Annotated in this window: 30 protein-coding genes, 1 tRNA gene and 1 riboswitch; of the genes, 17 read left to right on the forward strand and 14 right to left on the reverse strand. The window is 61.0% G+C overall.

Features of this window, described 5'->3' with window-relative positions:
- Positions 1-7: 7 nt before the first annotated feature.
- The 3 genes from RVY79_RS09110 to gloB all read right to left on the reverse strand — a co-directional run bounded on the left by RVY79_RS09110 (position 8) and on the right by gloB (position 4,096).
- Positions 8-1,843 carry an extracellular solute-binding protein gene (locus RVY79_RS09110; protein ID WP_317463807.1) on the reverse strand — a complete coding sequence of 612 codons (1,836 nt, stop codon included), beginning with the start codon at positions 1,841-1,843 and terminating at the stop codon, positions 8-10.
- A 107-nt stretch (positions 1,844-1,950) separates the two neighbouring features.
- A complete protein-coding gene (locus RVY79_RS09115) occupies positions 1,951-3,282 on the reverse strand; it encodes a LysM peptidoglycan-binding domain-containing protein (protein ID WP_317463808.1) in 1,332 nt (443 codons plus the stop codon).
- Between the two features lie 46 nt (positions 3,283-3,328).
- Complete coding sequence (gloB, locus tag RVY79_RS09120) at positions 3,329-4,096, reverse strand: hydroxyacylglutathione hydrolase (protein WP_317463809.1); 768 nt, start codon at positions 4,094-4,096, stop codon at positions 3,329-3,331.
- Positions 4,097-4,201: 105 nt separating this feature from the next.
- Here gloB and RVY79_RS09125 point away from each other — a divergent pair, with 105 nt between their 5' ends.
- Genes RVY79_RS09125 through nudC form a run of 4 tightly spaced genes read left to right on the forward strand, consistent with a single transcriptional unit; the run spans position 4,202 to position 7,042 of the window.
- Positions 4,202-4,999 carry a methyltransferase domain-containing protein gene (locus RVY79_RS09125; RefSeq protein ID WP_317463810.1) on the forward strand — a complete coding sequence of 266 codons (798 nt, stop codon included), beginning with the start codon at positions 4,202-4,204 and terminating at the stop codon, positions 4,997-4,999.
- A gap of 19 nt (positions 5,000-5,018) precedes the next feature.
- Positions 5,019-5,486, forward strand: a complete 468-nt coding sequence (gene rnhA / locus RVY79_RS09130; RefSeq protein ID WP_317463917.1) for a ribonuclease HI — start codon at positions 5,019-5,021, stop codon at positions 5,484-5,486.
- 3 nt (positions 5,487-5,489) lie between these two features.
- On the forward strand, positions 5,490-6,251 hold the full coding sequence (gene dnaQ / locus RVY79_RS09135; protein WP_317463811.1) for a DNA polymerase III subunit epsilon: 762 nt from the start codon (positions 5,490-5,492) through the stop codon (positions 6,249-6,251).
- On the forward strand, positions 6,248-7,042 hold the full coding sequence (nudC, locus tag RVY79_RS09140) for an NAD(+) diphosphatase (RefSeq protein WP_317463812.1): 795 nt from the start codon (positions 6,248-6,250) through the stop codon (positions 7,040-7,042). Before dnaQ ends, nudC begins: the two co-directional genes overlap by 4 nt.
- A 27-nt stretch (positions 7,043-7,069) precedes the next feature.
- Here the strand turns inward: nudC and RVY79_RS09145 are convergent, their stop codons facing one another.
- The gene (locus RVY79_RS09145; RefSeq protein WP_317463813.1) at positions 7,070-7,387 is read right to left on the reverse strand and encodes an SCP2 sterol-binding domain-containing protein; all 318 of its coding nucleotides are present in this window, start codon (positions 7,385-7,387) and stop codon (positions 7,070-7,072) included.
- A gap of 98 nt (positions 7,388-7,485) precedes the next feature.
- On the opposite strand from RVY79_RS09145, the gene sohB reads away from it, so the two are divergent.
- Positions 7,486-8,535, forward strand: a complete 1,050-nt coding sequence (gene sohB / locus RVY79_RS09150; protein ID WP_317463814.1) for a protease SohB — start codon at positions 7,486-7,488, stop codon at positions 8,533-8,535.
- An 18-nt stretch (positions 8,536-8,553) separates the two neighbouring features.
- On the opposite strand, the gene RVY79_RS09155 is transcribed toward sohB, so the two are convergent.
- Complete coding sequence (locus RVY79_RS09155; protein WP_317463815.1) at positions 8,554-8,877, reverse strand: metalloregulator ArsR/SmtB family transcription factor; 324 nt, start codon at positions 8,875-8,877, stop codon at positions 8,554-8,556.
- 498 nt (positions 8,878-9,375) lie between these two features.
- Here RVY79_RS09155 and RVY79_RS09160 point away from each other — a divergent pair, with 498 nt between their 5' ends.
- On the forward strand, positions 9,376-10,050 hold the full coding sequence (locus RVY79_RS09160) for a 7-cyano-7-deazaguanine/7-aminomethyl-7-deazaguanine transporter (RefSeq protein ID WP_317463816.1): 675 nt from the start codon (positions 9,376-9,378) through the stop codon (positions 10,048-10,050).
- Positions 10,051-10,101: 51 nt separating this feature from the next.
- On the forward strand, positions 10,102-10,872 hold the full coding sequence (locus tag RVY79_RS09165) for an alpha/beta fold hydrolase (protein WP_317463817.1): 771 nt from the start codon (positions 10,102-10,104) through the stop codon (positions 10,870-10,872).
- A gap of 55 nt (positions 10,873-10,927) precedes the next feature.
- Here the strand turns inward: RVY79_RS09165 and RVY79_RS09170 are convergent, their stop codons facing one another.
- From RVY79_RS09170 to RVY79_RS09180, 3 genes are all read right to left on the reverse strand, one after another.
- The gene (locus RVY79_RS09170) at positions 10,928-11,914 is read right to left on the reverse strand and encodes an ABC transporter substrate-binding protein (protein WP_317463818.1); all 987 of its coding nucleotides are present in this window, start codon (positions 11,912-11,914) and stop codon (positions 10,928-10,930) included.
- Positions 11,915-12,033: 119 nt separating this feature from the next.
- Positions 12,034-12,801: an ABC transporter permease gene (locus tag RVY79_RS09175; RefSeq protein ID WP_317463819.1), complete on the reverse strand. Its 768-nt coding sequence runs from the start codon at positions 12,799-12,801 to the stop codon at positions 12,034-12,036.
- Positions 12,798-13,559, reverse strand: a complete 762-nt coding sequence (locus tag RVY79_RS09180) for an ABC transporter ATP-binding protein (RefSeq protein ID WP_317463820.1) — start codon at positions 13,557-13,559, stop codon at positions 12,798-12,800. The genes RVY79_RS09175 and RVY79_RS09180 overlap by 4 nt, the downstream gene beginning before the upstream one ends.
- A 33-nt stretch (positions 13,560-13,592) precedes the next feature.
- A riboswitch (TPP riboswitch) is annotated at positions 13,593-13,697 on the reverse strand.
- 83 nt (positions 13,698-13,780) lie between these two features.
- Between RVY79_RS09180 and RVY79_RS09185 the strand changes: the two genes are divergently transcribed.
- The 4 genes from RVY79_RS09185 to RVY79_RS09200 all read left to right on the forward strand — a co-directional run bounded on the left by RVY79_RS09185 (position 13,781) and on the right by RVY79_RS09200 (position 17,451).
- Complete coding sequence (locus RVY79_RS09185) at positions 13,781-14,623, forward strand: hypothetical protein (protein WP_317463821.1); 843 nt, start codon at positions 13,781-13,783, stop codon at positions 14,621-14,623.
- A 66-nt stretch (positions 14,624-14,689) separates the two neighbouring features.
- A complete protein-coding gene (locus RVY79_RS09190) occupies positions 14,690-16,399 on the forward strand; it encodes a potassium/proton antiporter (RefSeq protein WP_317463822.1) in 1,710 nt (569 codons plus the stop codon).
- An 81-nt stretch (positions 16,400-16,480) separates the two neighbouring features.
- Complete coding sequence (locus tag RVY79_RS09195; RefSeq protein WP_317463823.1) at positions 16,481-16,732, forward strand: hypothetical protein; 252 nt, start codon at positions 16,481-16,483, stop codon at positions 16,730-16,732.
- A gap of 44 nt (positions 16,733-16,776) precedes the next feature.
- Positions 16,777-17,451 carry a metallophosphoesterase gene (locus RVY79_RS09200; RefSeq protein ID WP_317463824.1) on the forward strand — a complete coding sequence of 225 codons (675 nt, stop codon included), beginning with the start codon at positions 16,777-16,779 and terminating at the stop codon, positions 17,449-17,451.
- A 76-nt stretch (positions 17,452-17,527) separates the two neighbouring features.
- Here the strand turns inward: RVY79_RS09200 and RVY79_RS09205 are convergent.
- Positions 17,528-17,617 (reverse strand) — tRNA-Ser (locus RVY79_RS09205).
- A 169-nt stretch (positions 17,618-17,786) separates the two neighbouring features.
- Here RVY79_RS09205 and RVY79_RS09210 point away from each other — a divergent pair.
- The 6 genes from RVY79_RS09210 (at position 17,787) to RVY79_RS09235 (ending at position 21,272) form a co-directional block, all read left to right on the forward strand.
- Positions 17,787-18,458 carry a Bax inhibitor-1/YccA family protein gene (locus RVY79_RS09210; protein WP_317463825.1) on the forward strand — a complete coding sequence of 224 codons (672 nt, stop codon included), beginning with the start codon at positions 17,787-17,789 and terminating at the stop codon, positions 18,456-18,458.
- Between the two features lie 731 nt (positions 18,459-19,189).
- Positions 19,190-19,582: a sulfurtransferase complex subunit TusD gene (gene tusD / locus RVY79_RS09215; RefSeq protein WP_317463826.1), complete on the forward strand. Its 393-nt coding sequence runs from the start codon at positions 19,190-19,192 to the stop codon at positions 19,580-19,582.
- A 37-nt stretch (positions 19,583-19,619) separates the two neighbouring features.
- Positions 19,620-20,000, forward strand: coding sequence for a sulfurtransferase complex subunit TusC (gene tusC / locus RVY79_RS09220; protein WP_317463827.1), 381 nt, complete (start codon positions 19,620-19,622; stop codon positions 19,998-20,000).
- Between the two features lie 53 nt (positions 20,001-20,053).
- A complete protein-coding gene (tusB, locus tag RVY79_RS09225) occupies positions 20,054-20,344 on the forward strand; it encodes a sulfurtransferase complex subunit TusB (RefSeq protein ID WP_317463828.1) in 291 nt (96 codons plus the stop codon).
- Positions 20,344-20,697: a TusE/DsrC/DsvC family sulfur relay protein gene (locus tag RVY79_RS09230; protein WP_317463829.1), complete on the forward strand. Its 354-nt coding sequence runs from the start codon at positions 20,344-20,346 to the stop codon at positions 20,695-20,697. The genes tusB and RVY79_RS09230 overlap by 1 nt, the downstream gene beginning before the upstream one ends.
- 20 nt (positions 20,698-20,717) lie before the next feature.
- Entirely contained in the window at positions 20,718-21,272 is a 555-nt protein-coding gene (locus RVY79_RS09235; protein WP_317463830.1) for an ACP phosphodiesterase, read from the forward strand.
- A gap of 11 nt (positions 21,273-21,283) precedes the next feature.
- Here the strand turns inward: RVY79_RS09235 and glp are convergent, their stop codons facing one another.
- The 5 genes from glp to fdh3B all read right to left on the reverse strand — a co-directional run bounded on the left by glp (position 21,284) and on the right by fdh3B (position 25,109).
- Positions 21,284-22,474 carry a gephyrin-like molybdotransferase Glp gene (glp, locus tag RVY79_RS09240; protein WP_317463831.1) on the reverse strand — a complete coding sequence of 397 codons (1,191 nt, stop codon included), beginning with the start codon at positions 22,472-22,474 and terminating at the stop codon, positions 21,284-21,286.
- The gene (gene moaB, locus RVY79_RS09245; protein ID WP_317463832.1) at positions 22,467-22,991 is read right to left on the reverse strand and encodes a molybdenum cofactor biosynthesis protein B; all 525 of its coding nucleotides are present in this window, start codon (positions 22,989-22,991) and stop codon (positions 22,467-22,469) included. The genes glp and moaB overlap by 8 nt, the downstream gene beginning before the upstream one ends.
- Positions 22,988-23,308 carry a DUF1244 domain-containing protein gene (locus RVY79_RS09250; RefSeq protein WP_317463833.1) on the reverse strand — a complete coding sequence of 107 codons (321 nt, stop codon included), beginning with the start codon at positions 23,306-23,308 and terminating at the stop codon, positions 22,988-22,990. Before RVY79_RS09250 ends, moaB begins: the two co-directional genes overlap by 4 nt.
- Positions 23,309-23,403: 95 nt before the next feature.
- Positions 23,404-24,447 (reverse strand): formate dehydrogenase subunit gamma, encoded by a 1,044-nt coding sequence (locus RVY79_RS09255; protein WP_317463834.1) that lies wholly within the window; start codon positions 24,445-24,447, stop codon positions 23,404-23,406.
- 11 nt (positions 24,448-24,458) lie between these two features.
- Entirely contained in the window at positions 24,459-25,109 is a 651-nt protein-coding gene (gene fdh3B, locus RVY79_RS09260) for a formate dehydrogenase FDH3 subunit beta (protein WP_317463835.1), read from the reverse strand.
- Between the last annotated feature and the right edge of the window lie 29 nt (positions 25,110-25,138).

The raw sequence follows: 25,138 nt of genomic DNA on the forward strand, positions 1-25,138 counted from the left end.
TATTCCCCTAGCGGTCACTGTGTTGACGTTCTTCCACGCGACGCGCGCGCTGTGGGTCGACCCACCAGCTCGATAGATCGAACGTGTATTCGGGGAAGGGCTGGGGATAGCCGAACTTGTCCCACAGCGCGACGCGGGTGCCGTCGAGGTGCCATTGGGGAATGACGTAGAAGCCCCAGCGCAGGACGCGGTCGAGCGCGCGCGCGGCGGTGTCTAGTTCACGTCGGCTATCGGCGCCGATCAAGGTGTCGACCAAACCATCGATGGCGGGGTTCTGCAGGCCGATCAAGTTGCGGCTGCGCGGCGCGTCGGCGTAGTCGCTGGTCCAGAATTCACGCTGTTCATTGCCCGGATTGGCGGACTGCGGGAAGCTGCCGAGGATCAGGTCGAAGTCGAAGTGGCGCTGGCGTGTCAGAAATTGGTTAACGTCGACCACGCGTAGGCTGGCCTGAATGCCGAGGCGTTCGAGATTTTGAATCAGCGGCAAGGTCACGCGTTCGAACTGGGTGTCGTAGAGCAGAAATTCGAGGCGCAGCGGCTGCTGTGTCTCGCGGTTGATCAGCGTGCCGTCACGGATTTCATAGCCGGCCTCGCGAAGAAGTCCCAGTGCTTTCTTCAGGCGTGCCCGTAAGGCGTCGGGTCGCGAGATCGGTAACGGCTGGTTGAATACCTCGGGGGGCAGAATATCGCGATAGGGCGCGAGCAGCTTGCGTTCAGCTTCGCTGGGTAGGCCGCTGGCTTCCATGTCCGAGCTTTCGAAGTAACTGTCGGTTTCCTCGTAGGCGCCGTAGAAGAGATGTGTGTTGAGCCAATCGAAATCGGTGGCCAGCGTCAACGCTTCGCGAACGCGGCGGTCCTGGAATTTCTCACGCCGCAGGTTCATGACGAAGGCTTGCATGCCCGCGGGCTGTGCATCTGGAACGACCATGCGCTTGATGAAGCCTTCCTCACGAGCGGGGGTGTCGTAGGCGGTGGCCCAGTTCTTGGCGCTACTTTCACGGCGTAGATCGAGATTGCCGGCCTTGAAGGCCTCCAGCGCCACGGTCTGATCCCGGTAGTACTCGTAGACCAGACGACCGATATTGTGCCGCCCGCGGTTGATGGGCAGATCACGCCCCCAGTAATCCTCGACGCGACGATACACGATACGCCGCCCCGGCGAGAGGCTCTCGACCTCATAAGGACCCGACCCCAGCGGCTTGTCCAGCGTCGGAGAGGCGAAGTCGCGCGAGGCCCAGTAGTGCTTGGGCAGCACCGGAAGCTGACCGAGGATCAATGGCAACTCGCGTGAATTGTTGTCGCTGAATTCGAAGCGCACGGTGTCGCTATCCAGCGCTTCGATCTTGTCGACATCGGCGTAGTAGGCGCGATAGAACGGCTGCCCTTCGTCGCGCAGCAGTCGAAAGCTGAACACGACGTCTTCCGCTGTGACGGGATGGTCATCGTGGAAGCGCGCTTTCGGACGTAGATCGATTTCCATCCAGTGGCGATCGGGATCGAGGCGGATGCCGCCTGCCAGTAGCCCATACATGGTGAAGGGCTCGTCAGCACTGGCTTCCATCAAGGTGTCGTAGATGTGATTCAGGCCGTCGGCCGGATTGCCCTGAATGATGAAGGGGTTGGTCGAATCGAAGCTACCTTGCGCGGCGCGCCGCATTTCGCCGCCCTTGGGGGCATCCGGATTGGTGTAGGGCAGATGCGTGAAGTCCTCGGGCAGCGCAGGCGTGTCGTAGAGTGAAATCGCCCCGACAGTGGGTACCTGCTCGGCCGACACGGCCAACGCTGTGAGGCTGACCGCCCACAGGGAAAACCCCAACAGCAAGGTGCGAACGAACGAGAGCATCAAACGATTCCTTGAAGCAGGATGCATGAAGGTCGGTGAAGATGCCGACCCTGCACGCTAGCCTATCCCAGCAGTGGCGTGCTGAGTAGAGGTGTTATCCATTGTGATCAGCGCGGGGTCTGGCGCAGTGTCAGGCGCTGTCCCGGGTGTAGATAATCGCTACGATCGAGCCGATTCCAGCGGGCCAGTTCGTCGACGCTGACATCGTGGCGCGCGGCGATGCGTGACAGGCTGTCGCCTGGCTTGACGGTCACTTCGCGCGTGGCGTCATGGCTGGCCAAGCGGGTGGACTGGCCTGTGGAAGGGACGATCAGTGATTGACCAATACGCAGCAAGTTGCCGTCGAGGCCATTCTGTTGACGTAGCACGCTGATTGGAATGTCGTGCCGTGCGGCGATGCCGGAGAGCGTGTCGCCGCGCTTGACCACGTAATGCGCCTTGGTACGACGCTTTTCGGGGGCAAGTGTGTCGAGATTGGCGAGAAAACGTTGGCGGCTGGCGGCTGGAATGACCAGTTTGGCGCTCTGGGTCGGCCGGGTGGCCTCGCGCCGCAAGGCGGGGTTGAGTTCGCGCAGGCGTTGCTCGCTGACCCCGGCGAGTCGTGCAGCATCGTTCAGCGAGAGCTGGCCCTGGGTCGTTACCTGGGCGATGGCCGGGCGGTCGGGAATGTCGGGTAGAGTGACGCCGTAGCGCTGCGGGTCGGAAATCACTTCGGCCAAGGCTAGCAGCTTGGGGACATAATCCATGGTTTGCCTGGGCAGTGAGAGATGCCAGTAATCGATGGGTTTGCCTTGGGCGGCGGCTCGCTCTTGCGCGCGATTGACCGTGCCCGCACCGGCATTGTAAGCCGCCAGGGCCAGTTCGAGATCGCCGTCGTACCATTGGTCGGCGAGCGTCTGTAGATAATCGAGTGCGGCTTTGGTCGAGGCCATGACATCCCGACGCCCGGCATACCACCAAGTGTCGTTGAGTCCCATGGCTTCGCCAGTGCGTGGCATGAACTGCCAGAGTCCCGACGCGCCGCCGGGGTGCTTGGCGGCAGGGTCATAGGCGCTTTCGATGAAGGGTAGCAGGGCCAGCTCGGTGGGCATATCACGTGCTTCGAGCTGGCGGGTCACCCAGCGTAGCCACGGGCGCGCGTTTCGGGATACGGCCGAGACGTATTGGGGGTGCGCAGCGAAGTAGTCGAGCCATTCCTTGACGCGTGGATTGCTGATGTTGTGGGGCAACCCGAAGCCGCTTTCAAGGCGCGTCCAGACATCGGCTGGCGTGGTGCTTTTAAGCTCCAGCGCTTGCCAGAAGGTGGCATGAGGCGTCGTCGATGTCGCTGAATCGTCGGTCGGTAAACCGCTCGCTGCTAGTGCGGGCAGCGATAAGGTGGTCAGGAAAAGACCTCCCGCCAAGCCCAGAGCTTGGCGGCGGATCGATCGAACGTGCATGGGAAGCGAACCTCTCGAGGACTATGACGTCAGCTGGGCGGTGTTGCTAGAAACGGTCTTTCCATTCGCGCAACGTGGCGAAGGCGCTGCTGGCGTCGTCGGCATTGCCTTGTTCGGCCACTGTGCTGAGCAGGCCGGGTTGGTCGATACGCAAGAAGGGGTTGATCTGGCGCTCGGAGCCGATGTTGGTGGGCAGCGTGGGGCGCTCCAACCGGCGTGCTTTTTCGCACTCCTCGAGGTAGGCGTCCCGCGTGGGGTTGTCGGGCTCGGCAGCCTGAGAGAAGCGCAGGTTGGCCAGCGTGTATTCGTGGCCCGCGAACACCATGGTGTCGTCGGGCAACGCCGCGAGGCGCTCGAGTGAACGCTGCATCTGCGCGGGAGAGCCTTCGAACAAGCGCCCGCAACCGGCCGAGAACATCACGTCGCCGCAAAACAGTAGTCCCGGCGTTCCGGGGGCATAGAACGCGATATGATCGAGCGTGTGGCCGGGCACCGCGAAGACTTCGAAGCGCCGGCCCTGCACGCGGAAATCGTCGCCGTCGCCCACGACTTCTTCAACGGCGGGGATGGCCGAATTGTCGGGGCCTATCACGCGTGGTCCGTACCGTTTGACCAGCGTTTCGATGCCGCCCGTGTGATCGTGATGGTGGTGAGTCACCAGAATCGCCACCAGGTTCAGGTTTTCACGTTCGAGATATTCGATGACGGGTTGCGCGTCGCCGGGGTCGACGATCGCTACCTTATCGCTGGCATCCTGACGGAGCAGCCAGATATAGTTGTCCTGGAACGCGGGAATTGGAATCACGGTCAACATAGTACGCTAGACCTCGGCAAACGTCGGAAACACGCCTATCGTCACGCCATGCACGATGGCGGACGGCAGCGTAAAATGCGACAACCTTGGGGGGAACGGGCCGTCGTGTCAAATTCGCAGATGACGATGACGTTGGCGCAAGCCGTCCGCGAGGGGCGCCGCTTCTGGGGCTCCGAAGACGGTGTGGCGTTATGGCAGGCACAGCGTGCGTGCTTGGGACCACTCTGCGAGTCGCGCTTCGGGGCTCACAGCCTGCAACTCGGCATGGCCTCGCGGCTGACCGATATGTGTCCTATCCACCATGCGATGAGTTGGGCGCCGACACGCGCCTTGGCTCAGGATGACGCGACCTTGGTGTGTGACCCCAGCGCCTTGCCGCTGCCCGATGAAAGTCTCGATCTCGTGCTGGTGCATCATTTGCTGGAAGTGATGCCAGACGCGCACCACTTGGTGCGTGAGGCGGCGCGGGTCACGCGTGACGATGGCATGCTGGTGATGATGGGCTGGAATCCCTTCGGCGCCGATGTCCTGGGACATTTATCGCCCGCCAGTCGACGCCGCTGGCCCTGCAAGGGGCATTGGCGGCGCAGCGGCCGGTTGCGGGAATGGTTGGCGTTTGTCGATTTCGAGATCGACCGCGTAGACTACTGCGGTTTTCGCCTGCCCGGTGGGCATATACACAACCGGGGGCTCGAAACGCTGGGGCGTCGCTATAACCTCCCCTTCGGTGGATGTTACCTGATCGTGGCCCAGCGCAAGCAGATCCCTGTACGACCGGTGCGGACGTTGCTGCGCCGGGATACGATCACGAGCAATTCCTGGCTCGGTCCCGCAGCGCTTCATCGCGACGAACGCACGGGGCGCGCCCAAGCCCACGACGATAGGATAGCCGAGGTTGACTGACACTCCCACCGTGGGCGATATGCCCCGTGTAACCATTTATACAGACGGCGCTTGCCGTGGTAACCCAGGCCCCGGCGGTTGGGGAGCGGTGCTGCGTTATGGCCAGCACGAAAAAACTCTCAACGGCGGTGAGGCCGAGACCACCAATAACCGTATGGAGCTGATGGCCGCGATTCAAGCGCTGCGGATCCTGTCGCGTCCCTGCGATGTGGCGCTATGGACGGATTCCGAGTACCTGCGCAAAGGGATTACCCAGTGGGTCCATGGCTGGATCAAGCGCGGCTGGAAGACCGCTGCCAAGAAGCCGGTCAAGAACGCCGAATTGTGGCGTGAATTACTTGAGGAAACCCAGCGCCATCGCATCGAGTGGCACTGGGTAAAGGGACATAGTGGACACGAAGGTAACGAACTGGCCGATACGTTGGCTAACGCCGCCACCGACGACGTGCAGGCGACTCAGCGCCGGGCCATGGCAGGAGAAGAGTAAGCAATGCGTCAGATCGTACTGGATACTGAAACGACCGGTATCGACCCTAAGGAAGGCCATCGCCTGATCGAAATCGGGGCGGTGGAGGTGGTTAATCGCCGACTTACCGGCAATAACTTTCATCAATACATCAATCCCGAACGTGATATCGATCCCGAGGCCGTGGAAATTCATGGCATCACCAACGAACGGGTCGCCGACGAGCCGGTGTTTGCCGATGTCGCCGATGCCTTCTGGGAGTACATTTACGGCGCCGAACTGGTGATTCACAACGCGGCGTTCGACGTGGGCTTCATCGATCACGAATTCGGCCTGCTGCAGAACAAGCGGGGCGGGCCGCGGTTGGGCCCGGTCGCGGAGTATTGCGGCGTTCTGGATACGCTGGCCATGGCGCGTAAGTTGCATCCGGGGCAGCGCAATAGTCTGGACGCGCTGTGCAAGCGTTACGCCATCGACAACGGCCGCCGAGTACTCCACGGCGCCTTGCTGGATGCCGAGATTCTTTCCGATGTCTACCTGGCGATGACCGGGGGGCAGACGGCGCTATCGTTGGCGGGCATCGAAGAGGCTGCCGGCGGTGCCGCTGAGGGGGCCAATAGCGTCAGCGGCATTCGCCGGGTGGCACGAGAAGGTCTGACGCTGGCGGTGACGCAGCCCAACGAGGCGGAATTGAGCGCGCACCGGGCTAAGCTCGACAGTATTCGCCAGGCGGCAGGCGAGTGTCATTGGGACGCGTTGGATGAAGCGTCGCAGGGGCCCACATGACGACCACGTCGACACCGGCATTCGTGAGAGAGCTGCCCGGCGCGGAGACGCCGCGTTGGGGGTATTGGATTCGTTTCGGCGAAACGGGTATCGCTCCCGGTGAGGAGACGGGCATTCTCCAGTCGCCCGGCGCCTGGCCTGAGCAAGCCATGCCGCTAGGGATGTGGCAAGGCTTGCCAGTCGCGATGGCGCACGAGAGCGGCGAGGCAAGCTGGCCTCCGGCGCGTGACTGGTTGGCGTGCTTGCCCGCCGCCCAGGCCGATCTACTGGCCACGGCACTGCAAGTCTCCGCCTGGGCGCGCGATCACCGTTTTTGTGGACGCTGCGGAACGCCGATGCAGCGTCTTTCGCACGAGTTTGCCATGCAGTGCAAGGCGTGCGGTCATCGCAGCTATCCGCGCATCTCGCCGTGCATCATCACTCTGGTGACTCATGGGCGGGATCTGCTGCTGGCGCGCAACGCGCGTTTTCCCGCTCGGCGTTACTCCACCTTGGCGGGGTTCATCGAGCCGGGGGAAACCGCCGAGGATGCCGTGCGCCGTGAAGTTCACGAGGAAGTCGGGGTCGAGGTAGGGCGCGTCAGTTTCTTTCGCAGCCAATCATGGCCGTTTCCGCATTCGCTGATGCTGGGATTCTTCGCCGAGGCGGCCAGCCGACGCATCCGCATCGATGGCGTCGAGATCGCTGATGCCGCCTGGTTCACGCCGCGTCATCTGCCGGAGTTGCCCCCTAGCCATTCGATTTCGCGTCAGTTGATCGAGACGCACCTCAGCGCGGTGGCGATGCGCTGAGATGTGACAACGTAAGAAAAGAGCGAGTCAGCCGCTGGGGAACAGGCTGGTGAGCTTGCTGGCCAGCATGACGTTGCCGGCGGCCTTGAGCTTGCCGCTCATGAAGGCTTGCATGCCGTTGAGCTCACCGCTCATCACGCCTTTCAGTGTTTCGGTGTCGGTGGTCAGGCTGACGGAAGGGTCGTCGTGCTCGCCTTGCTGAACGTCCAGGGTGCCGTCCTGAACATGAAGGTAATAGTTATCGGCATCGGTGATATGGAACTGGAAAATATCATTCATGCCCCGGGCGGCGGCAGGATCGAAGCGCGACTGAAGTTTTTCGATGACGGTACTGGCGTCGGCCATGATCGGTCACTCTGTGGTGTTGATGGAAGCCCCAGCCTATTTCAAACAAATGTTTCATACAAGAACTGTATTGATTCATCCGACTGTGAGGGAGCGACGTGATTGAATGGATAGCGGAATACGCCTTGTTCGCCGCCAAGCTGGCGACACTGATAATCGGCCTGGGCGTACTGATCGTGCTGGTGGTGTCCCTCAAGCAGCGCGCCAGTGGGCAGGGCGAGGATAATCGTCTGCGCGTGGTGGGGCTGAACGAGCGTCAGCGGCGTAGGCGTGAGTCGTTGCGTCTGGCCGGGATGTCGCCCGCGCGGCGACGGCGCGCACAAAAGACGTTGCGCAAGCAGGAAAAGGCACGCCGCAAAGGAAAGGGGGATACCCCTGACGAAGAACCGCCGCGCGTCTGGGTGCTCGATTTCGATGGCGATCTCAAGGCATCACGCACCCCGCAACTGGCGGAGCAGGTCTCGCTGTTGCTGGGGGAGCTGCAGGCCGAGGATGAAGTGGTCGTGCGTCTCACCTCGGGCGGTGGTCTGGTGCATGCCTATGGGCTCGCAGCCGCCCAGCTCGACCGGCTGCGTGACGCTGGGGCACAGCTGACCGTGTGCGTCGACAAGGTGGCCGCTAGTGGGGGCTACATGATGGCCTGCTGCGCGCATCGCCTGATCGCGGCACCGTTTGCCGTCATCGGGTCGATTGGCGTGGTCGCGCAGGTGCCCAACGTGCATCGCCTGCTCAAGAAGCACGATATCGATGTCGAACTGCTGACGGCGGGGCGGTACAAGCGGACCTTGACCGTCCTGGGGGAAAATACCGACGAGGGGCGCGCCAAGTTTCTCGATGATTTGCAGGAAACCCATGATCTCTTCAAGCGCTACGTCGGCGAGCGGCGTCCGGCGCTGGAAGTCGACAAGGTGGCGACCGGCGAAATCTGGTATGGCCGTCAGGCCCTCGAGGATGGCTTGATCGATGAGATCGCCACCAGCGACGGTTATCTTGCGGCACGCATGAAGGAAGCGCAGATCCTGCATGTGACGCTAGAGCCGCGCCATTCGCTGTTGCAGCGTGTCGGAGTGGGGGCTTCGATGGGGATTGAGCGTCTCGGGGATCGCGCCATGGAACGCTTGGAAGCCAGCAGTTGGCAGCGGCGTTGAGCCGCTGCCGGGGCCGGTTTAGCGTGATTTGCCGTAGAGCGCGACCAATGAGTCGACCACCGTGCGGGCTTCATCGCCCGCCAGGGAATAGTAGATGGTCTGCGAGGCGCGGCGAGTCAGCACGAGGTTCTCGCGGCGCAGGATGGCCAGGTGCTGCGAGAGCGCCGACTGACTGAGGTTGAGCTTGCGATTCAGTTCGGTGACCGAAAGCTCTGCGTCGTCGAGCAGGCACAGGATACGCAAGCGGTTTTCGTTGGCCATGGCCTTGAGTAGCGTCGTGCCTTTGTCGATGGCGCCATGACCGGCGTCGATCAGGGCGGAGGCAGGCTGGAGCGGGCGCATATTGTCTCTCCTACGTTGGGATTGGCGATGGAATGCCGAAGGGCGAGGGATGAAACGCCCAGCGGCAAAGGGATGCTCGTGTGCCGAATGACCGTCGATGTCCGGCGTATCCTTACCCCTATTGGACAAGCGGTCATTCCCTGTTACTCATTTTTGATTTAGCGAATCATCAATAACTTCGCCAGCCTTGTCCAAGGTAGTCTTCAACGGTATTTCATCGGTTGCGGTCGCAGCGTGGTCGACAGGTCGGATAGTCGGACATTGTAATCGCTCTTGTCGTCCCGTAAGGCATTGATGTTACGTGGATAGTTCCTCTTGGTCTCTGGCTTTCGGCGTCGTTTTTATTCATACCCTGGAACAGGGTGGTGATGTGTTGCGCTGGTTGATATCAGCGAAATCCTTTACAATCGCGCCGCTTTCACTCGGCGTCTTCCACGCTGTCCCGCCTTGAGGGTTCCCTTACCCCTCGGCCTCTTTCGGCAACTAAAAAGGTGCTGCATGTTCGTCCTCGATTCTCGCCAGGCGCGCCGCTTGATGGGGTGGCTCGTGAGCTTCCACATTATCGTCATTGCGGCCAGCAATTACTTGGTGCAATTACCGTTTACGATGTTCGGTGTACACACCACCTGGGGAGCGTTCAGCTTTCCGTTCATCTTTCTTGCCACGGATCTGACCGTGCGGTTGTTCGGGAAACGCCGGGCACGAACGACCATCACGCGTGTCATGCTACCCGCTCTGCTGATTTCCTACGTGGTCTCGGTGCTGTTTCAAAACGGCACTTTCCAGGGCATCACGGCGCTGGGGGACTGGAACCTGTTCGTGGGGCGTATCGCCCTGGCGAGTTTCATGGCTTATGTGTTGGGGCAGTTGCTGGACATTCATGTCTTTGATCGGATGCGGCGGCTGCGCGCCTGGTGGGTGGCGCCGGCGTTCTCGACGCTATTGGGCAATCTGGCCGATACCTTTGCGTTTTTTGCTATCGCCTTCTGGAATGGGCCCGATGCGTTCATGAGCGCGCACTGGGTCGAAATCGCCTGGGTCGATTATGCCATCAAGCTGAGCGTCAGCTTGGCCTTCTTCCTGCCGTTGTATGGTGTGCTGTTGGGGGCGTTGACGCGTCATCTGGCGCATGTCGCCGATGCCTCTGAACGGGTGTCGGGACGCAATGCCTGAGATGCCTCTGGTATCATGCCGACATGATTTGAATGGCTGACGAGGCACATTGTGGAATTACATCATGTCGATACTGGCGGCGCCGGGCGCCCGCTGGTGGTGTTGCACGGCCTATTCGGAAGCGCCGATAACTGGCGCTCGCATATCAAGCGTTGGCAGGAAAGCCGCCGCGTAATCGCCGTCGATCTGCGTAACCATGGAAAATCTCCGCATGTGGCAGGCATGAGCTATGCCGCCCAGGCGGCGGATGTCGAAGTCCTGCTGGATCGTCTTTCTGTCGACAGTTGCGACCTGCTGGGCCACTCGATGGGAGGCAAGGTCGCCATCACCTTGGCGCGCCAGGCGCCTCAGCGTGTCGCGCGCTTGATCGTGGCTGATATCGCGCCGATTGCTTACCAGCACGGCCATGAGGCGATTTTCAAGGCCATGCGCGCGGTCGAACGGCAACCGCCTTCGGACCGCAAGGAAGCCGACCGGATCATGGCGAATTTCGTCGAGACTCCGGCGATACGGCAGTTTCTGGCGACCAACCTGGTCCGCAGCGAGAACGCTACGCTGGTGTGGCGTGTGGGACTCGATGAGATTGAGGATGATTACGCCCATATCGTCGCGGTGCCGGATGGGGAAGGCACCTATACGGGGCCGACGCTCGTGCTGCGTGGCGAGCGTTCCGACTACGTTGAGGATGACGCTTTGCCGGCGGTCGAGGCGGTGTTACCGGAGGCACGTGTCGAGACCGTGCCTGATGCCGGGCATTGGTTGCACGCCGAACACCCTGAAGCATTTCAAACGGCTGTGGCGAACTTTTTGGCCAGCGAATGAGATAAAACGACCTGGAGTGCTAGGTAGGTCTCCAGGTCGTTGGCGATAAGACGCTCTAGAGACGATTCACGTCGACGGCGAGGCGTGAGACCGGGCTTTTGGCTTTGATCTGGCCGCGCTCGAGGAGAAACGCCTCGAATGCCTTGTAGCGGCGCACATCAAGGGCGGCGGGTCGCAGGGCGAAGCGTGGAATGGAGTTATACCAGGCTTTCTTGTTGACCGGTGTATCCAATGCCGGATCAGAGGCCTTGAAAGCTTTCCAGCCCTCGTCGGGGTGATTGATGATCCAAGCTGTGGCGTCTTCGATGGCAGCCATGAAACGGGCATAGGCATCGCGGTGTGTGTCGAGAGTCTCGCGATTGGCGATGAAGATCAGTTCGTCGTAGGTGGGGACGCCTTCTTCCTCAATATAGAATGCTCGCCCTTTGACGCCTTCCTGGGCCATTTGTGCCAGTTCGAAGTTGCGAAATGCGCCGGTGATGGCATCGACCTTGCCGCTGATCAATGCCGGTGTCAGCGCGAAGTTGACGTTGACCATCTCGACACTTTCAGGGTCAACGCCATTGTGCTCGAGCATGGTATTGAGCAGTACTTTCTCGACGCCGCCCACCGAGTAGCCAATGGTCTTGCCGGCCAGGTCTTTCATGCTCTCGATATCGCTGTCGGCACGTACCAGCGTGACATTGAGCGGTGTCGCGATCAGCGTGCCCACGCGTACCAACGGCAAGCCTTGGTCTACCTGTAGATGCAACTGAGGCTGGTAGCTGAGTGCCAAGTCCACCTTGCCGGCGGCGACCAGCTTGGGGGGGACACTAGGGTCGGCCGGCGAGATTAGCTCCACATCGAGCCCATGTCGCTCGAAGAAGCCGCGTTGCTGGGCGATGACCAGGGGGGCGTGCGTCGGGTTGGTGTACCAGTCGAGCATGACCTTCAGGGAAGTCGTCTCCGAAGTGCTGTCGTCATCTGCGGCCCAAGTCGAGCCGGGTATGATCAACATCAGCGCAAGGCAAGCTCCCATGAGGCGTCGAGTCAAACGTAGCATGTGATGTTCTCCTGCGGATCTCCGCCCATTGAGTGTGGCGGGCGTTATCGTTATCGCCGTAAAAGGCGGTGTGTGGGGCATTGCCATGCGATGGCGGGTGCTACCCCGGATGATCGTTGTCAGTTGGTGGTGCCGGTGCGGTCGTCATGCCAAGGCATGAGGCGCCGCATCACCGCATCGGTAGTAAAGTAGAGCGCCACCCCGAAGGTGATGAGGATCAGCAGGGCGGCAAACATCAGATCGACCTGCATGCGCGCGTTGGCATTGAGCATCAAGTAGCCTAGGCCTTGGCTGGAGCCGACCCATTCGCCGATCACCGCCCCGATGGGGGCGGCACTGGCGGCCATGCGCATGCCGGAGGCCAGTGATGGCAAGGCGGCGGGCAACTGAATGCGCAACAATTGCCGTCGACGGTTGGCCCCCAGTGTCTGGGCCAGGTCCAGCCACCCTTGTGGCGTCTGGCGCAGGCCGTCGTAGCATGTCGAGGCGACCGGGAAATAAATGATCAGCGTGGCCATGACGATTTTCGCAGTCATGCCATACCCCAGCCATAGCATGAGAATAGGGGCCAGGGCGAACAAGGGCACGGCTTGGCTGATCAACAAGATTGGTAGCAAAGTGCGCCGCAAGCCATGAAAACGAGCCAAGGCCAGGGCCGTGCCGAGCCCGCTCATGAATCCGATGAGCAGCCCCGCGACGATTTCGATGACCGTGATACCGGCATGATGCCATAACAGTTGCTGGTGCGCCGCGAACGCTTGCACGACGGTCAGCGGCGCGGGAAGGATATAGTCGGGAACGCCAGTGACGATGACGAGTAACTGCCAGAGGCCGAGTAGGGTGATGATCCCCAATAGGGCGGGCCAGAAACGCTTGAGTATACTCATACGACACCCTCACCGATATTGCCATGCGGCGCGTGGAGACGATTCACCAACTGCGATTGCATGCGCTGGACATCGGGCGCCTCGAGGGCACGGGGGCGTTGTCCGCCGGGGACGTCGAAGTCGCTCAACGATGCCGGCTGACCGCTGAGTATCAGGATGCGATCGCTCAGGCGCAGGGCTTCGAGCGGGTCGTGCGTGACCAATAATACGGTGCGACCGGCCAGCAGGCGCGCGGCTAGCTCATGAAGTTCCAGGCGAGTGATCGCGTCGACGGCAGAAAACGGTTCGTCCATCAAGACTACGGGGGCGTCTTCGAAGAGCGTGCGGGCCAGCGCGACGCGTTGACGCTCCCCCCCGGATAACGTCTTGGGCCACTGCTCGGCTTTGTCGCCGAGACCGACGTCGCCGAGCAGGTCCTGGGCGCGTTGATGTTGCGCCGCCGTGGGGCGACCGCGCAGCGCGGGGCCGAGCAGGACGTTGTCGATGACCTTGCGCCAGGGAAGTAACTGGTCTTGCTGAGCCATCCATGCCAAGCGGCCGGCCAATGGGCGCTTATCGGTGGTGGTGAGGGTCAAGTCATGGGTGTCGGGGATCGGGAGGGCAGCGATCATGCGCAGCAAGGAGCTCTTGCCGCTGCCGCTGCGGCCGAGCAGCCCCGTCCAGCTACCAGGGGTAAAGTCGGCTGCAAGGCCATCGAACAGCCATTGCCCCGAAAAGGCGAGCCTCGCCTGGGACAGCGAAAAACCGAGGGACGTCATCAAGGCTCCATGAATGGGGCGAAGGACGTGCCGACGGCACGCTCTGGTCTTTCCTCCGCCGGTGTTAACCGGATCAGGTTCCAGGGTTGCGTGTGGCGCTCTCAGCCCATTCCTTGATGGGCACCCCTATCCAGAGAGGGTTATTGTATCCTGATGCGACGGCGACTGCCCAGACGTGCTGGGTGGTCGCCTCGCTATCGCTTGGGCAGCCAGGAGCACGCATGTATCCCGATCCCGCACTGACGCATCGCGTCGAGGTCTTTACCGGTCATGCTCTTGCCCCGTTGCCATTGGCCTGGGATGACAGCGCCAACTGGTTGTGGCGAACGCGCGATGAGGCGCCGCAACTGCTCAAGCTGGCGCGAACGCATCCCGCCCAGGATCCGTTCTGGCAGGGGGTCAATCGGCTCTTCGGTTTCGATCGCTGGCGTTGCCCTGAGGCAATAACGCGACTGGTGGGGGCCTTGCCGACGTATTTGCCGTTGCCGCCATTACCCTTGACGTATCTGGGCGCATTGCATCAGACGCCGCTCTGGAGTTTGCCCTGGAGCGAGGGCGTGTCGGCGCGAATGGGAGAAGTCTTCGCCGAACTGTTGGGTAGCCAGTTGGGCTACCTGCATCGCGAAACCGTCTCGGGCTGGGGGCATCCTCTGGAAACGGTCTGGCCGCTATCGCAATGGCCGCGACGCGCGCGCGATTTTTTAAAACACCATCCTGGCTGTGCCGATTGGCAGGCACTGCCTGATTTCCCCATCCCGTCGCGCGCCGTGTGGTGTCTGCCCGATTTGCGTGCCGATCAATTCCTGTATGGCGCTACCGGATGGTTATGGAGTGACTGGGAGGCACTGGTGTGGGCGCCGCTCGAGTTTGATTTGTGTGTGGCCGAGCTGTTGATCACGGAGCCTGCCGAACGGGATGCCTTCGTCACCGGCTACCGGCGACAGTCGCCGGATGTCGCGCTGGGCACATATCGCCAGGGGATGCGGGCGCTGATCTGGGCCATGCGATTGCAGGGCGATATAGATTGGCGTGTCGTGCAATCGCATCCACATTGGTTGATGTAGGTGACAGCATGATGCACCGGGACATGGCATACTAGGTCCTTGAATTCAGGGAGATAGTCGTTAGTCGTGGATACCATCAACAGCCTTTTTTTGTTTTCGGGATTTCTAATCGCGCTGAGTATCGTGGCGAGCCGTGTTTCGTCACGCATCGGCGTGCCGCTGCTGGTGTTGTTCCTGGGGTTGGGCATGATGGCCGGCGAGGAAGGTGTGCTGGGCATCGAGTTCGATGACTATTCGCTGGCCTACCTGATTGGACACCTGGCGCTGGCGATGATCCTCCTCGATGGTGGCTTGCGCACGCGGCTCAAGACGTTCCGCGTGGGTCTCAAGCCGGCGCTGTGCCTGGCGACACTGGGAGTCTTCGTGACCAGCGGGCTCGTTGGCCTGTTGGCGACCTGGATATTCAACCTTTCCTTGGTGGAAGGCTTGCTGGTGGGTGCCATTGTCGGGTCGACGGATGCCGCTGCAGTATTTTCGATGCTCAGCGGGCAGGGCGTGACGCTCAACGAGCGGGTGGGGGCGACGCTGGAGATCGAGTCGGGCACTAACGATCCGATGGCGATCTTCTTGACTATCACTCTGGCCGAAGTGCTGGTAAACGGTGCCAGCGGTGTCGTGCACACCCTGGTAACGTTCGTCTCGCAGTTCGGGTTGGGCTTGCTGTTCGGGGTCGGGGGTGGCTGGCTGGCTGCCAAGTTGCTGCGCTGGCTAGACCTGGCGTCGGGGCTCTATTCGCTGCTGGCGCTGGCGTCGGGCTTTTTCATCTTCGGCTTGACCAGCGCGGCCGGTGGCAGTGGCTTCTTGGCGATTTATCTAGCGGGCTTGATGATCGGCAACCAGCCTGGGCGGCATCTCACGCATATTCTGCCGGTCCACGATGGCTTGGCGTGGCTGAGTCAGATCGGGCTTTTCTTGGTGCTGGGGCTGTTGGTGACGCCCAGCGAAATGATCGATTACGCCATACCGGGTGCCGCCTTGGCGTTGGGCCTGATTTTCGTGGCGCGCCCGTTGGCCGTTCTGGTTTCGCTCAAGCCATTCTTCAACTTCCGTTGGCGGGAGCTCGGTTTCATTTCCTGGGTGGGGCTGCGTGGGGCGGTGCCCATCGTACTGGCCATCTTTCCGGTGATCGCCGGGGTCGAGAATGCGACGCTGTATTTCAACGTCGCCTTCTTCGTCGTGCTGATGTCATTGTTGATGCAGGGGGCCTCCCTGGCGCGGGTGGCGCGCTGGATGCGGGTCGAGGTGCCGGCCGGCACGACGCCCAATCGCCGCGGTCCGCTAGGAGTGTTGCCGGAAAACGATTATGAAATGTTCGTCTATAAGGTCGAGAACGAAGCGCTCGAGGACGTGCCCATTCGCTTGCTGCGCTTCCCGTCGGGCGCCTTGATTTCCGGCCTGTTTCGCAAGCACACCATGCTGCATGCCAAGGGCAGTACGCGGTTGAAGCTGGGTGATGTCATTTGCGTCATCGGGCGTAGCGAGGACCTGCCAGCACTCAATCGCTTGTTCAACGGAGATGCCACGCTCAAGCGTGAGCGTGCTTTCTTCGGCACCTTCACGTTGGACGGGGAAGCCGTCATGAGCGATGTGGCGGATGCCTATGGCCTGACATTGAGTGCCGGTGAGCAGCACATGACCTTGGGTGAGTTCGTCTCGCTGCGCGTCGGTGGTCATCCTGTGGTGGGGGACGATGTCGATTGGCACGGCTTTCACTGGGTCGTCAATGCGGTGGAAGGTAATCGGGTGACGCGAGTCGGGTTGCGGCTTTATCACTGAGTCAGGCACTTGAATGCAATAGCGCACAGCGCGATATCCTGTTCTATGCTAGGTAGATTGTTTTGTCCTGCGGAGTTTGTCATGTCCATGCCCCATAGGCGCCTCTATCGCTGTCGCGCTTGTCAGGTCGAAGTATTCATCAAGGCAACACGGCGGCCGCTGGAAGCAAAGTGCCCGGAATGCGAGGCGAGTGATTTCGAGAGCGTCGAAATGGCCGGTGCGCATCCGCGTGCTAGCGTCGATGAGTTGCTGGCGAAGGCGCTGGAGCTGGAAGGCGGGGGGGCGCGTGACGTTGCTCGGCGTTCTGCAAAGCCAACCTTTCGTGATATTTAAGCGATTCGTGTGGTGTTTCCGTTGGTTGATAAGGAGCCGTTTGCATGATTCAACGGCACGGTCCCAATGAGCGCGGCCGCGATTTCATCGTCGGTGATATACACGGCCAACTGGCGTTGTTACATGACAGGTTGAACGCGGTCGGTTTCGATCGCCGACGAGATAGGCTGTTCAGTGTCGGGGACCTGATCGATCGTGGCGCCGATAGCCTCGGGTGTTTGTCCCTCGCCCTCGAACCTTGGTTCTACGCGGTGCGTGGCAATCACGAAATGCTGGCGTATGACGCGTTGCTGGGCGAGGAAAGAGGCAGTCTGAAAGCCCGCGACGCTTGGATGATCAACGGCGGAACCTGGGCTCTGGAGGCGGGGTTGGGCGAGGCGCAGACGATGCTCCAGCAGGCCTTGCCATGCATGCCCTATGCGCGCGAAGTATTAGTCGCGGGCAAGCGTCTCGGGATCGTTCACGCCGAACCACCCTCGGACTGGAATGATGTCGCAACGCCTTCGCAGGATCTTCTTTGGGGAAGGATGCGCATTCGGCGTGGCGACGGGACGCCAGTCAGCGGCATCGATGCCGTGGTGGTGGGGCACACCATCGTGGAGCGCCCCATGTGGCTGGGGAACGTCCACTACATCGATACCGGCGCCTTCACGACGGGGAGGCTAACGCTCATCGAAGCCCGCACTCTGCTGAGCGGTATCGAATCGTCGCGGCTGTAACCATGCGATGTAACATCCAAAACGAAAACGCCCCGAGACCAGTAAGTTACTGAAATCTCAGGGCGTTAAGATGTAATGGCGGAGGGACAGGGATTCGAACCCTGGGAAGGCGCAAACCTTCGCCGGTTTTCAAGACCGGTGCATTCAACCGCTCTGCCATCCCTCCGGCTTACGGCGGTGTATACTACCAGCATTCAACGAGTCGTCAAGACTTTTTGTGCTTTCAATGAGTTAAAACAATGGTGGGGCGTTGAATATCCACCTTGCAGTGGGAACTCAAGCGGGGCATCCTAGGTCTTACAAATGTTTTCAGCGCCACCGAGGAGAGAAATCCCATGGCATATCGTACTTCTCAGGTTGCCGGTCAGCAGACGCAATCGGCAATAAGTACCAACAAGGTGTTGCGTAACACCTATATGCTCCTGGCCATGACGCTGTTGTTCTCCGCAGTGACGGCGGGCACATCGATGGCGATGGGGGTCGGGCAGATGAACATCTTCATCTTCCTGATCGGCGCGTATGGTTTGATGTTCCTGGTTCACAAGACCGCGAATTCGGCGGCGGGCATCCTGTCGATCTTTGCCTTCACCGGTTTCATGGGCTTCACGCTGGGACCGATGCTGAACCTCTACCTGTCACTTCCCAATGGGGCGCAGTTGGTGATGACCGCGCTGGGGATGACGGGCGCGACGTTCATCGGGCTGTCGGCCGTGGCCTTGATTACCCGCAAAGATTTCAGCTTCTTGGGTAACTTCATGATCGCCGGAGCGATCGTGCTGGTGCTGGCCATGGTCGCGGCGATGATCTTCAACATCACTGCACTCGCGCTGGCCGTATCAGCTGGTTTTGTGCTGTTCTCTTCAGCTGCGATCCTGTATCAGACCAGCGAGATCATCCATCGCGCCGGTGAAACCAACTACATCTTGGCGACCATCACCTTGTTCGTCTCGATTTACAATATTTTTGTCAGTCTGCTGTCTATCCTCGGCTTCATGTCCGACGATTGATTCGGCATAGGGCGCTACGCCGCCTGTTTGGCGAAGGCCCGCACCTCGAGAGGTGCGGGCCTTTTGCGTCGCGAGCGTTTATCCACGCCAAAGTTGGAGCAGAGGCTCGGCGAACCCGTGCCAGCGAGTATAGAACATCGCGCGGCGACGAGTATTGGCGATATCCTCGGTGTCATATATGTCATGCCTAAGGTGTAGGTCATGACGAAGGAGCGCCAGACAGCCTATCTCGCACTTGGGTCTAGGGCCCATGAGGGCCGCTCTATCGCTATGAGTGATAGACAGTGTGGTTGAAAGGGCCGTGTCGGCCGGCTTCAGCGACGCTGGCGGGCGTTTGGTCGGGGAAAGCAGGGCAACGGTCATGAGCGTAACCTCCACGAATCATCAGGTGTGTCGATACATTACGACACAGACTCTTTCAATTTAGCCGGATTTCGTAACGGCAAAAGAGGATTCGCACAAACCGTGACGGCGCTCATATTAGTCGCTTCTGTTGCGGTACGGCATAAAAAAAGCCGCCTAGAAAGGCGGCCAAGGTTGGGGATATCAACAGATCAGTATCGCTAGCTAAAGGAATGCTATACGTTAGCTTGTTAAAAATATACTCGCTAACGTGCTTGGCGTCAATGATCGTTTGATGCCATGGCCCGTGGCGGAACCATGATTTGCCTGACTTCGCTACGTCGAGGACAATAGCGCCATTCACCGCGTCCGTGACGGGAGATTCTTCGATGCGTTACGCCCTACTCGTGCTAGGAGGCCCGTATAGCCATCAGGCAGCGCACTCCGCGTTGCGTTTCGCGCATGCCGCCATTGCACGGGGGCATCGTATCGATACGGTTTTCTTCTATCACGATGGGATTTATAACGCTGCGCACTTCGCGGCGCCGCCGCAGGATGAACCTCACCTCGTTGATGCCTGGCGCGATTTGCAGCGCACGCAGGGAACCGCCTTGCAGGTCTGCGTGGCGGCGGCATTGCGCCGTGGCTTGCTGGATGCCCGTGAGGCTGAGCGTCATGGCAAGAGCGGGGCGAGCCTCGAGCCTCCCTTCGAGTTGACGGGGCTGGGTCAGTTGCTCGACATCGGCCAGACGCACGAGCGGCTGATTACCTTTGCGCCCTGAATAAGGCGTCACTCATTCATGTACATGGGAAACCGTCATGTCCGAGATACCCGAGGCGACGCACGGTGATCTTCTGGTGATGTTACGTCATGCGCCGCACGGCGGTTTATGGCTACGCGAGGCTCTCGATGTGGCATTGGTCGGCGCGGCCTTCGGTCAGTCCGTCTCGTTGTTGCTGATGGGGGATGGCGTCTGGGCATTGCTCCAGGGCCAAGGCCCGGGTCCACTGGGACAGAAGGGCTCCCAAAGCACCTTCGAGATGCTGGAGATGTACGATATCGAGCGCTTGTATGTCGATGCCGACTCGCTCGAGGCGCGCGGGCTGACCCGCGATGATCTGCTTTTACCGGTGATTGAAGTGTCGACGCCGGAACTGTCGACCGTGCTTGCCGGTCACCGTCAAATCTTCAATTTCTAAACGCTGCCCGTACTGAACGCTAGCGGGGAAGCGCTATTAGGAGACACCTGCGAATGTTGTTGCACTTGCTCAATCGTGCCCCGAGTTCGAGCTCCGTTCATCAGGACGTGTTGCGCGCGATGGGGGAGGAAGATGAGTTGATTCTGATCGAAGATGGCGTGTTTGGCGCGGTGAGTGCACAGGTACAACATCTTCCCGGTCTGGAAGGTCGCTTGTTCGCCCTGCGCGAGGATCTGGAGTCGCGTGGCTTGGCGGGGCGCTGCGATGCCCGCGTGATCATTGTCGACATGGATGGTTTCGTGGCGCTGACCGAGGAAGCGCAACGCACGGTGAGCTGGTTCTGATGGCGACTACGCAAGCGACACGCTATATCACGGTAGAAGGCCGCGACATCGGGCTCGATCCTGAAGGATTCGTGGTCGACCTGACAACCTGGACGCCGGCCGTGGCCGAGGCACTGGCCGCCGAAGAAGGCCGGGAACTGACGCCCGAGCACTGGGAGGTTCTCGAGGTTCTGCGAGCCTTCTACGCGCGTTATGAGAACGCCCCGGCGATGCGGCCCTTGGTCAAGGCCGTCGGCCAGGCGCTGGGGCCCGATAAAGGGCGCTCCTTGCACTTGATGCGGCTGTTTCCCGACAGTCCCGCAAAGGTGGGCGCGCGTCTGGCGGGATTGCCCAAGCCAACCAACTGTCTTTAAGAACTGTCTTTAGGTCTTCCATGAACTTTCTTGCGCATGCCTGGCTGGTACGTGGCGGCAATGACGCCTTCCTGTACGGCAACTTGATCGCCGATGGCGTCAAGGGCGAGCCCGATGGCGATTGGGCGGCGGAGATCGTGCGCGGTATTCGCCATCATCGCCGTGTGGATGCCTGGGTCGACACTCATGCCGTGATCCGAGGCGTGCGTGAACGCGCACCGCGTCCCCAGCGGCGTGTGGTGGGCATCGCCCTGGATCTGGTGTGGGACCATTTCGTGGCGCGCGATCATGCCGATGTCGCTTTGATTGCGCGTTGTTACCGGGTGCTCCAGGCTCAGGGGCGAGCCCCTAACCGCTTGGCCCCCATGATTCCCACCCTGATCGAAGACGACTGGCTGAGTCGTTACGCCGATTTCGACTTTACTTGCCAGGCGATCGCGGGCCTGGGACGCCGTTTGAGTGGCCCCAATCGCCTGGCCGAGTTGGTGCCTTGGTTGCGCGCCGACTACCCCGCACTAGAGCACGACTTCCATCGACTCTGGCCGGCGCTCAATCAGGCGTTGAGCGCCGACTAGCCTCCATGGCATCAGTCCGTCAGCCACAGGCACTCCACGCGCTCGCCCTCGTGGAGGGTGGTGTGTTCGGGTACGACCGCGAGGGCATCGGCATCGATACACGAGGACAGCACGGCGGAGTTCTGATCGGCGAAGGCGTGGGCGACGATGCCATCGGCGGTGAACTCAAGGCCCACGCGCATGTAGTGGCGACGCGCTTGGGTGTGCGTGGTGAAGGCTGCGCGCGCCCACAGGCAGGGTAGCGTGGCCATGCGTGGGCAATCCAGCAGGGCGCCCATCAGGGGGCGAAGATATACCCAGGCGCCGACGAAGCAGGACACGGGATTGCCGGGCAGGCCCACCAGTCGTGCCTGGCCGATGCGTCCCAGCGCCAGTGGCTTGCCGGGGCGCATGGCCAGCTGCCAGAGATCCAACTGACCCAGTGATTCGAGTGCGTGCTTGACGTGGTCTTCTTCGCCGACGCTGACGCCGCCGGTGGTGACGATGACATCGGCTTGTTCGGCGGCCTCGCGCAGAAGACGCTGGGTGGTCGCGAAGTCATCGCGCACGTGTTCGCGCATGACCAGCTCGGCGCCGAAGCGTTCGAGCAGGCGCGAGAGCATGGGCCGATTGGAGTTATGAATCTGCCCCGGTGCGAGCGGTTGACCGGGGTCGACGATTTCATCGCCGGTGGATAGCAACGCCACGCGTGGGCGACGGTACACGTCGACCCGCGTGATGCCCTGGCCGGCCAGATGTCCCAGGGCGGCCGCCTCGAGCTGGGTGCCTTCTTCCAGAAGCGGAGTGCCGGCCCCCACGTCGCGCCCACGGCGACGCACGTTATCGCCCAGCGTGATGTCCCCGGGGATATGAGCCTGGGCATCTTGCGTCTCAACGCGTTCCTGCATCACGACCGTGTCGGCGCCCGGAGGAATCTCACCACCGGTGAAGATGCGTACACAGGTGCCCGGTGTCAGCGGCTCAGGTGCGTAGCCGGCCGCGATACGCTGGCTGATGGGCAACCACTGACCGGCATCGGCATGACGCAGCGCATAGCCATCCATGGCGCTGTTATCGGCGGGCGGTACGTCGAGACGTGCGGTGACCGGTTCGGCCAGCACACGGCCCGCCGCAGCCTCGCAATCGATCCGTTCGACATCTCCCGCCTTTACATCCTGTAGCAGCGCCTCCAGCGCGCGCTCGACGCTTTGCAGCTCAGCCATGCTGACCTCTCCCGGGAATGACGAGGTTGGCGAAGTTGCACGGTTGATGGCGGCTGTCGAGTTGTTCATGAAGGATGCCGTCCCAAGCAGTGCGGCAGGCGCCGGTGGAACCCGGCAAGCAGAACACCACGGTCGCGTTGGCCAGGCCGCCGAGGCAGCGGCTCTGCACGGTGGAACTGCCGATTTCTTGCCACGACAGGTGACGAAACAACTCACCGAAGCCTTCGATGTGCTTGTCGAGCAGCACCTCGATCGCCTGGGGGGTGGAGTCACGCCCGGTGAAACCGGTACCGCCGGTGGTGACGATGACCTGCACGTCCTCATCGGCGATCCACTGAGCGACGAGCGCGCGGATACGATAGACGTCATCGACGACGATGCGTTTGTCGGCGAGTTCGTGCCCATCGCGCTTCAGGCGTTCCACCAGCGCGTTGCCTGAGCGGTCGGTTTCCTCCGTGCGGGTATCGGAGACGGTCAGCACGGCGATCTTGAGGGGAACGAACGCGGCATCGCTCATGCGTGCGTGTCCTTCTTGCGCTGCTGGCGGGCATCCAGCGCCTCGAGTTGTTCGGGGGTGGCCGGTGCCTGATAGAGCTCTTTCCATTCGCTATAGGGCATGCCGTAGACGTATTCGCGGGCCGTCTCGTAGTCGAGTTCGATACCCCGTTCGCTGGCAGCGTTCACCAGCCATTTGGACAGGCAGTTGCGACAAAAATCGGCCAGGATCATCAGGTCGATATTCTGTACGTCCTTGTTGGCGTCAAGGTGGTCGAGCAACTGGCGGAAAGCGGCTGCCTCGAGTTCGGTGCGCGTATCAACATCGATGTGTTGCATGGGAAAGCCTCTTCGCTTGGCATGTCATCATGGGAAGGGGCCAGCATATCAAAGAGCGACACCGCCCGGGGGCGGTGTCGTCTCGAATGCGTGGACTAGTTAGGGCGTTGTGCCGTCGCCGTGTCGTCATCAACGGGCGGGTCGCTTTGTTGGGGCTGGCCGGCGCTGTCCTTGACCTCCTCGTACCACAGGTTGTGGTGCTGCTTGGCCCAGGTTTCGTCGACATAGCCGGTCGCCATGCCTTCGAACGCGCCCTCGGTACCCAAGGTGCCGATGTAGATGTGGCCCAGCGCCACGGTCATCAGGATCAACGACGTCACGCCGTGGAACATGTTGGCCCACTGCATGTTATCGCGGGTCTGCCCGAAGATAGGGAAGTCGAGCACCAGGCCACTGATCACCACCAGCAGGCCGACGCTGGCGAGCAGCCAGAACCAGACCTTTTCGCCGGCATTGGCGAACCCGGCATCGGGGTGTTTGTCGCCGACCATGCCGCCGCCTTGCTTGAACCACTCCCAGTCGTGCTTCTTGGGCAGGTTGACCTTGAGCCACTTGGCGAGGATGACGATCAGCAAAATGCCGAACACCGGCCCCGCGTAGTTGTGGATCAACTTGGAGCCCATGATCATGTTGGCCCAGAAGACATCGCCGAAGATGTGCCGGAACACGAACTTGCCATACAGCAGATTCAAACCGGTCAGCGCCAGTGCGATGAACAGCGTCGCCACGGTCCAGTGCAATGAACGCTCGACAGCGGTCCAGCGCAGGATTTTGCGACCCGTGCGCTCGTGATCGAGGTCGTTGCGTCCGACGATAAGGTAGAAGATGATCAAGATTGCCAGCATGCCGCCGATGGCAATCAGGCCGGCAGGCGAAATCCACTCGTTACGGATCTGGCGCCAAGTCTCGCCACTGGTATTGATCAAGCTATAAGTGGATTCGTAGCGCGAATCAATGAAGTTCTCGCCGCTCTTGACCTCTCGCCAAGTGTCAGCGTCTACCGTGCCGACGGCCTGACCGAGCTCCTCGTTGGGTTCGGCGGCTTGCGTGGGTGGGGTCAGGCTGGCGGCCAATACCGCCAGCAACAGCACCGCACCGATCATACGCAGCCGCCACAGGCATTGCATGAGTGTGTGCATGAGCGTTCTCCTCACCCTTCACGTGTGGCGCGAGTGGCGTCGTAGGCCATCTCGTCGAGATTGGCCGAGACGTCCGGGCCCGACAGCTGGGCCTTTTCGACGGACGACCAACCGCCGTCTTTATGGCCGCGATAGACCACACGCTGACGGAAGATATCGGAAATGGTCTGCGCATCACCGGCGAGCAATGCCTTGGTGGAGCACATCTCGGCACATAACGGCAGCTTGCCTTCGGCGATACGGTTGGCGCCGTACTTTTCGTATTCTTCTTCCTTGGTCTCGGCAGGGCCGCCGGCGCAGAAAGTACACTTGTCCATCTTGCCGCGCTCGCCGAAGGCCTCCTGCGTGGGGAACTGCGGTGCGCCGAATGGGCAAGCGTAGAGGCAGTAACCACAGCCGATGCAGATGTCCTTGTCGTGCAAAACGATGCCGTCATCGGTCTTGTAGAAACAGTCGGTCGGGCACACCGCCATGCAGGGGGCGTCGTCGCAGTGCATGCAGGCCACGGAAATCGAGACTTCCGAGGGCATGCCGTCGTCCAGGGTGACGACGCGGCGGCGCTGGATACCCCAGTCGGTTTCGTTAGCGTTCTTGCAGGCCGTAACGCAGCCGTTGCATTCGATGCAGCGTTCGGCGTCGCAGAGAAATTTCATTTGAGCCATGGTGTTCTCCTCTGGCCGGCGAGGTACGC

The sequence above is a fragment of the Chromohalobacter sp. HP20-39 genome, assembly GCF_033052815.1.
Lineage (GTDB): Bacteria > Pseudomonadota > Gammaproteobacteria > Pseudomonadales > Halomonadaceae > Chromohalobacter.

Bases quoted from the DNA above. Each gene is read 5' to 3' on its own strand.
- dnaQ (WP_317463811.1), top strand. From the start codon at position 5,490: ATGCGTCAGATCGTACTGGATACTGAAACGACCGGTATCGACCCTAAG.
- glp (WP_317463831.1), bottom strand. From the start codon at position 22,474: ATGGCTGAGCTGCAAAGCGTCGAGCGCGCGCTGGAGGCGCTGCTACAG.
- RVY79_RS09185 (WP_317463821.1), top strand. From the start codon at position 13,781: ATGTATCCCGATCCCGCACTGACGCATCGCGTCGAGGTCTTTACCGGT.
- nudC (WP_317463812.1), top strand. From the start codon at position 6,248: ATGACGACCACGTCGACACCGGCATTCGTGAGAGAGCTGCCCGGCGCG.
- RVY79_RS09255 (WP_317463834.1), bottom strand. From the start codon at position 24,447: ATGCACACACTCATGCAATGCCTGTGGCGGCTGCGTATGATCGGTGCG.
- RVY79_RS09170 (WP_317463818.1), bottom strand. From the start codon at position 11,914: ATGCTACGTTTGACTCGACGCCTCATGGGAGCTTGCCTTGCGCTGATG.
- RVY79_RS09200 (WP_317463824.1), top strand. From the start codon at position 16,777: ATGATTCAACGGCACGGTCCCAATGAGCGCGGCCGCGATTTCATCGTC.
- rnhA (WP_317463917.1), top strand. From the start codon at position 5,019: ATGCCCCGTGTAACCATTTATACAGACGGCGCTTGCCGTGGTAACCCA.
- tusC (WP_317463827.1), top strand. From the start codon at position 19,620: ATGTCCGAGATACCCGAGGCGACGCACGGTGATCTTCTGGTGATGTTA.
- fdh3B (WP_317463835.1), bottom strand. From the start codon at position 25,109: ATGGCTCAAATGAAATTTCTCTGCGACGCCGAACGCTGCATCGAATGC.
- RVY79_RS09180 (WP_317463820.1), bottom strand. From the start codon at position 13,559: ATGACGTCCCTCGGTTTTTCGCTGTCCCAGGCGAGGCTCGCCTTTTCG.
- RVY79_RS09115 (WP_317463808.1), bottom strand. From the start codon at position 3,282: ATGCACGTTCGATCGATCCGCCGCCAAGCTCTGGGCTTGGCGGGAGGT.
- RVY79_RS09250 (WP_317463833.1), bottom strand. From the start codon at position 23,308: ATGCAACACATCGATGTTGATACGCGCACCGAACTCGAGGCAGCCGCT.
- RVY79_RS09235 (WP_317463830.1), top strand. From the start codon at position 20,718: ATGAACTTTCTTGCGCATGCCTGGCTGGTACGTGGCGGCAATGACGCC.
- RVY79_RS09195 (WP_317463823.1), top strand. From the start codon at position 16,481: ATGTCCATGCCCCATAGGCGCCTCTATCGCTGTCGCGCTTGTCAGGTC.
- RVY79_RS09230 (WP_317463829.1), top strand. From the start codon at position 20,344: ATGGCGACTACGCAAGCGACACGCTATATCACGGTAGAAGGCCGCGAC.
- RVY79_RS09210 (WP_317463825.1), top strand. From the start codon at position 17,787: ATGGCATATCGTACTTCTCAGGTTGCCGGTCAGCAGACGCAATCGGCA.
- RVY79_RS09160 (WP_317463816.1), top strand. From the start codon at position 9,376: ATGTTCGTCCTCGATTCTCGCCAGGCGCGCCGCTTGATGGGGTGGCTC.
- RVY79_RS09175 (WP_317463819.1), bottom strand. From the start codon at position 12,801: ATGAGTATACTCAAGCGTTTCTGGCCCGCCCTATTGGGGATCATCACC.
- RVY79_RS09145 (WP_317463813.1), bottom strand. From the start codon at position 7,387: ATGGCCGACGCCAGTACCGTCATCGAAAAACTTCAGTCGCGCTTCGAT.
- RVY79_RS09155 (WP_317463815.1), bottom strand. From the start codon at position 8,877: ATGCGCCCGCTCCAGCCTGCCTCCGCCCTGATCGACGCCGGTCATGGC.
- tusD (WP_317463826.1), top strand. From the start codon at position 19,190: ATGCGTTACGCCCTACTCGTGCTAGGAGGCCCGTATAGCCATCAGGCA.
- RVY79_RS09110 (WP_317463807.1), bottom strand. From the start codon at position 1,843: ATGCTCTCGTTCGTTCGCACCTTGCTGTTGGGGTTTTCCCTGTGGGCG.
- gloB (WP_317463809.1), bottom strand. From the start codon at position 4,096: ATGTTGACCGTGATTCCAATTCCCGCGTTCCAGGACAACTATATCTGG.
- tusB (WP_317463828.1), top strand. From the start codon at position 20,054: ATGTTGTTGCACTTGCTCAATCGTGCCCCGAGTTCGAGCTCCGTTCAT.
- moaB (WP_317463832.1), bottom strand. From the start codon at position 22,991: ATGAGCGATGCCGCGTTCGTTCCCCTCAAGATCGCCGTGCTGACCGTC.